Here is a 5,620-nt window from a genome sequence, read left to right as displayed (position 1 = left end):
GCGGCGAGCTGGCGCGCGAGCCGGTAGGCCGAGAGCGGCAGCAGGTCGGTCAGCGCCTCGCGATCGGCCGCCGCCCCGAAACGCGCATCGCCGGCCGGGCGCGCCAGCGACACGATCGGCGCGAGCTGCGCGAGCACCTGCTCGTCGGCGAGCAGCGGCCGCCAGGCATCCGGCGCCATCGCCATGCCGGCGCGAAAGCCCTCGGCCCAGCGCTGGCCGGTCAGCGCCTCGCCTGGCGCGCCGCTGCGCACGTGCGTGAACGGCAGATAGAAGCTGTCCTCGTCGAGCGCCTCGCGCGTGAGCGACAGCCGGTGCGCGATGTCGTTCCAGTGGCGCTCGACGAGTTCCAGCACGCGCGCGGCGGCGTCCCCGGTGACCGGCACCGGGAACAGCAGCGTCAGCCAGCAGGTGCGATCGACCGCGGCCGGACCGCAGATCAGCGCGCAGAACAGGCCGTCGGCGTATTCGAGATCGTGCCCGCCGGCGACGAGCACCGCGTCGAGTTCGGCGCGCTCGTCGTCATCGAGCGCCAGCGCGGCGTGCGACTCAGGCACGGGTGCTGCCATCCCCGAGCACGACGTACTTCTGCGTGGTCAGGCCCTCGACGCCCACGGGGCCGCGGGCGTGCAGCTTGTCGGTCGAGATGCCGATCTCGGCACCGAGCCCGTACTCGCCGCCATCGGCGAACTGCGTCGAGGCGTTGACCATGACCGAGGCCGAATCGACCTCGCGCAGGAAGCGCCGGGCGCGCGTGTAGTCCTCGGTGATGATGCTGTCGGTGTGGTGCGAGCCGTACTGCTCGATGTGCGCGATCGCCTGGTCGAGGCCGTCGACGACGCGGATCGACAGGATCGCGTCGAGGTATTCGGTCGACCAGTCCTCCTCGGTCGCCGCGAGCGCGGCCGGCAGCAACTGGCGCGTGCGCTCGCAGCCGCGCAGCTCGACGCCGGCGGCGCCGTAGAGCTCGGCGAGCTGCGGCAGCACGTACGGCGCGACCGCCTCGTGCACGAGCAGGGTTTCCATCGCGCCGCAGATGCCGTAGCGCCGGCACTTGGCGTTGAAGGCGACGCGCACGGCCTTGCCGATGTCGGCGCGATCGTCGACGTAGACGTGGCAGATGCCGTCGAGGTGCTTGATCACCGGCACGCGCGCCTCGGCGGCGATGCGCGCGATCAGGCTCTTGCCGCCGCGCGGCACGATGACATCGACGTACTGCTCCATGCGGATCAGCTCGCCGACCGCGGCGCGGTCGGTGGTCGCGACCACCTGCACGGCCTCGGCCGGCAGGCCGGCGGCTTCGAGGCCGGCGGCGATGCAGGCGGCGATCGCGCGGTTCGAGCGCGCCGCCTCGGAGCCGCCGCGCAGGATGCAGGCGTTGCCGGCCTTCAGGCACAGCGCCGCGGCATCGGCGGTCACGTTCGGACGCGATTCATAAATGATGCCGATGACGCCGAGCGGCACGCGCATGCGCCCGACCTGGATGCCCGAGGGGCGGAACTTCAGGTCGGTGATCTCGCCGACCGGATCGGGCTGGGCGGCGACCTCGCGCAGGCCCTGGGCCATGCCGCGGATGCCCTTCTCGCCGAGCGCGAGCCGATCGAGCAGCGCCGCGCCGAGGCCGCCGGCGCGCGCGGCCTCGAGATCGGCGGCGTTGGCTTCGAGCAGCGCCGGCAGCGCGGCCTCGATCTGCGCAGCGATCGCGAGCAGCGCGGCGTTCTTCGCGGCGGTGTCGGCACGGCTCATCGCCCGCGCCGCGATGCGCGCGCGCCGGCCGAGTTCCTGCATGTAGCTGCGCACGTCGGCGCCGGCCTGGGTTTCCTGCACGCTTGCAGTCATCGTCTTCACCTCGAAGCGCAGCCGCTGCGGGCGACTGCCTGAACATTCCGTCCGGCCGGAAAGCGGCCGGGTCTGCCGGGATATGGGGGCTCAGGCGCTGCGCGCCAGCCCGGCGTCGCAGCCGGCCAGCCCGAGCGCGAGCGCGAGCAGCGCATCCCAGGGCTCGCCGGCCTCCTGGCCCTTGACCGTGCGATCGACGCGCGCGCAGTCGGCGAGCAGCCGCTGCAGCCGTGCCGCATCGAGCCGCGCCAGCGCCCGGCGCATCAGCGGCTTGCGCTTGTCCCAGACCTTCAGCCGCGTCAGCGCCGCCTCGGGCGCGCTGCCGCGGGCGCACTCCTGCGCGGCCTGCAGCAGCGTGCGGATCTCGCGCGCCAGCGCCCAGAGCGTCAGCACGGCTTCCTCGCCCTCGGCGCGCAGGCTGCCGAGGATGCGCGCGCAGCGCGCCGGATCGCCATCGAGCGCGGCATCGGCGAGGTCGTAGATGCCGAAGCGCGCGCTGTCGGCGACCGCGGCCAGCAGCGCCTCGGCATCGAGCAGGGCGTCGCCGTGCAGCATCCACAGCTTGTCGAGCTCCTGCGCGGCGGCGAGCAGGTTGCCCTCGGTCTGCGTCGCCAGCAGCGCCACGGCTTCCGGCGCGAGCTTCAGGCCACGCGCCAGGGCCCGGCGCGTCAGCCACTCCGGAAACGCCCGCGTCTCGAGCGCGAAGGTCTGCACGCTGACGCCGGCCTCGTCGAGTGCCGTGAACCAGGCCGACTTCATCTGCTGCGCGTCCAGCCTGCCACTGGCCACCATCAGCACCGTATCCTCGGGCGGGCGGCTGCACCACGCGCGCAGCGCCCGGGCGCCGGCGTCGCCGGGCTTGCCGCTGGGGATGCGCAGCTCCACCAGCCGGCGCTCGCCGAACAGCGACTGCGTGCCGGCCGCCGCCGCGAGGCTGTTCCAGTCGAAGCCGGCATCGGCATTCAGCACCTCGCGCTCGCTGAAGCCCTGCGCACGCGCCGCGGCGCGCACGGCGTCGGCGGCTTCGAGCGCCTGCAGCGGCTCCTCGCCGTGGATCAGGTACACCGGCTTCAGTCCGCGCGCGAGCGTCGCGGCGAGCTGCTCGGGACGCTGGCGCATGCCCGCTCCCGTGCTCAGCGCGCCGGCTGCGCCGACGAAAGCGCCGCAATGCGCCGCAGGATCGCCTGCGCGGCATCCTTGCGCATGTCCTCGGTCGCGCGCGTCTCGCCGGTGTCGCGGCCGATCACCGTGGCGTTGTCGTACAGCAGGTCGCGGCTCAGGCGTACGTTCTGCTGGCTGATCAGCACCTTGTTATCGGCACCGGTGACGCGGAAATCGACGCTGTAGAACAGTTCGTATTCAAGCGCGCTGCCCGAGCCGCTCTTGACCACCGTCTGCTTGCTGACCGACTCGCCGCCCACCTCGACCACGGCCGTCGCCGAGTTGCGATCGGTGACGAGGCTGACGCCGTTGACCTGCAGCCCGGCCTTCAGGTGCTGGTACAGCGTCGAGCGATCGCCGGCCGCCACCTGCAGATGCGTGCGTTCGAGCACCGGCGGCAGCGCGAGCTGGCCGCGCAGCTGGAAGCCGCAGCCGCTCAGCCCGGCCAGCAGCATGACGAAGACCGCCTTCAGGATCGCGATGCGCAGCACGCTTGCCATGTTCAGCCGACCACGTTGACGAGCTTGCCGGGCACGACGATGACCTTCTTCGCCGGACGGCCCTCCAGGAAGCGCTGCACCTGGGCATCGGCGAGCGCGGCGGTCTCGATCGTCAGGCGATCGGCATCGGCCGCCACCTCGATCTGCGCGCGCAGCTTGCCGTTGACCTGCACGGCCAGCGTCAGGCTGTCACGCGCGAGCGCGCCGGCATCGGGCTGCGGCAGCGGCGCATCGAGCAGCGGACCGCGATCGAGCGCGGCCCACAGCACGTGCGTGACATGCGGCACGACCGGTGCCAGCACGCGCAGCAGGATCGCCCAGCCTTCGGCCCGCACGCCGTCGGCCGCAGCGCCCTCCGGCAGCTTCGCGAGCGCGTTCAGCATCTTCATCGCCGCCGAGACGACGGTGTTGAACTGCTGGCGCTGGTAGTCGAACAGTGCCTGACCGAGGGCTTCGTGAATCTCGCGGCGCAGGGCCTTGAGGCCGGCGTCGAGCGCGCCGGCGTCGATGGCCGGGCGGGCGGCGAGCGCCGCGGCATGCTCGTGCCCCCAGGCCCACAGGCGCTTGAGGAAGCGCGAGGCGCCCTCGATGCCGGCGTCGGACCACTCCAGCGAGGCATCCGGGGGGGCGGCGAACATCATGAACAGGCGCGCGGTGTCGGCACCGCAGCGATCGATCAGCGACTGCGGATCGATGCCGTTGTTCTTGGACTTCGACATCTTCTCGATGCCGCCGAACTGCACCGGCTGGCCGTCGGCGGGCAGGATCGCCGAGACGATGCGGCCCTTGCCGTCGCGCTCGACCCGGACCTCGGCCGGGTTGAACCAGCTCTTGCGGCCGGCGGCGTCCTCGCGGAAGTAGGTCTCGGCGACGACCATGCCCTGGGTCAGCAGGCGCACGAAGGGCTCGTCGGAGCCGGCCAGGCCCTCGTCGCGCATCAGCTTGTGGAAGAAGCGCGCGTACAGCAGGTGCAGGATCGCGTGCTCGATGCCGCCGACGTACTGATCGACCGGCAGCCAGTAGTGCGCGGCCCCGGGCTCGACCATGCCGCCGTCGAACTTCGGCGAGGCGTAGCGCGCGTAGTACCAGCTCGACTCGACGAAGGTGTCCATCGTGTCGGTCTCGCGCCGGGCCGGCGCGCCGCACTTCGGGCAGGAGGTCTCGTAGAAGGCCGGCAGCTTCGCGAGCGGGTTGCCGCTGCCGTCCGGGACCACGTCCTCGGGCAGCACGACCGGCAGCTGATCGGCCGGCACCGGCACGTCGCCGCAGTCGGCGCAGTGCACGATCGGGATCGGGCAGCCCCAGTAGCGCTGGCGCGAGATGCCCCAGTCGCGCAGCCGGAAGCGGGTCTGCGGCCCGCCGAGACCGAGCGCGCCGAGGCGCTCGGCCATCGCCGCATAGGCGCCGTCGAAGTCGAGGCCGTCGAACTCGCCGGAATGGATCAGCGTGCCGTGCTCGGCGTAGGCCGGCTGCCAGGGCTGCGGCGTCGCATCGCCGGCCGGCGTGCGGATCACCGGCTCGACCGGCAGGCCGTAGCGGTGCGCGAACTCGAAGTCGCGTTCGTCGTGCGCCGGCACGGCCATCACCGCGCCTTCGCCGTAACCCATCAGCACGTAGTTGGCGACCCAGACCGGCAGCTCGCGGCCGGTGAACGGATGGCGCACGCACAGGCCGGTCGGCAGGCCGCGCTTTTCCTGCGTGGCGATGTCGGCCTCGGCGACGCCGCCCTTGCGGCATTCGTCGATGAACGCGGCGAGCTCCGGATTGCCGGCCGCGGCTTCGAGCGCGAGCGGGTGCTCGGCGGCGACCGCGACGTAGGTCGCGCCCATCAGCGTGTCGGGCCGCGTCGTGTAGACCTTCACGCCGCCGTCGGCACCGACGCGCGGGAACACGACATCCATGCCGCGCGACTTGCCGATCCAGTTGCGCTGCATGGTCTTGACCTGCTCGGGCCAGCCCGGCAGATCGTCGAGCGCGGCGAGCAGTTCATCGGCGTACTGCGTGATCCGGAAGTAGTACATCGGGATCTCGCGCCGCTCGACCAGCGCGCCCGAACGCCAGCCGCGGCCGTCGATGACCTGCTCGTTGGCGAGCACGGTCTGGTCGACCGGATCCCAGTTGAC

5 protein-coding genes are annotated in these 5,620 nt (G+C 72.3%); all 5 read right to left on the bottom strand.

All coding sequences use genetic code 11. The features are described 5' to 3' along the window. Positions 1-554, bottom strand: a 554-nt coding sequence (locus tag PKE44_RS14210; RefSeq protein WP_324552311.1) for a UPF0149 family protein, incomplete at its 3' end; no start/stop codon positions are given. After that, positions 547-1,836, bottom strand: a complete 1,290-nt coding sequence (locus tag PKE44_RS14205; RefSeq protein WP_324552309.1) for a glutamate-5-semialdehyde dehydrogenase — start codon at positions 1,834-1,836, stop codon at positions 547-549. The genes PKE44_RS14210 and PKE44_RS14205, both read right to left, overlap by 8 nt. A 90-nt stretch (positions 1,837-1,926) precedes the next feature. Beyond that, positions 1,927-2,955: a DNA polymerase III subunit delta gene (gene holA / locus PKE44_RS14200; protein ID WP_324552307.1), complete on the bottom strand. Its 1,029-nt coding sequence runs from the start codon at positions 2,953-2,955 to the stop codon at positions 1,927-1,929. Positions 2,956-2,969: 14 nt separating this feature from the next. After that, complete coding sequence (gene lptE, locus PKE44_RS14195; protein ID WP_324552305.1) at positions 2,970-3,497, bottom strand: LPS assembly lipoprotein LptE; 528 nt, start codon at positions 3,495-3,497, stop codon at positions 2,970-2,972. A 2-nt stretch (positions 3,498-3,499) separates the two neighbouring features. After that, positions 3,500-5,620 (bottom strand): leucine--tRNA ligase (gene leuS / locus PKE44_RS14190; RefSeq protein WP_324552303.1); only part of this gene is annotated, 2,121 nt, incomplete at its 5' end.

Origin of the sequence: Plasticicumulans sp., from assembly GCF_035331805.1 — a bacterium.
GTDB lineage: Bacteria > Pseudomonadota > Gammaproteobacteria > Competibacterales > Competibacteraceae > Plasticicumulans.
The sequence above is the reverse complement of the archived record's forward strand: the minus strand, read 5'-3'. Positions and strand labels throughout refer to the sequence as shown.

Coding starts and splice junctions, on each gene's coding strand:
- lptE (WP_324552305.1), bottom strand. CDS start 3,497: ATGGCAAGCGTGCTGCGCATCGCGATCCTGAAGGCGGTCTTCGTCATG.
- PKE44_RS14205 (WP_324552309.1), bottom strand. CDS start 1,836: ATGACTGCAAGCGTGCAGGAAACCCAGGCCGGCGCCGACGTGCGCAGC.
- holA (WP_324552307.1), bottom strand. CDS start 2,955: ATGCGCCAGCGTCCCGAGCAGCTCGCCGCGACGCTCGCGCGCGGACTG.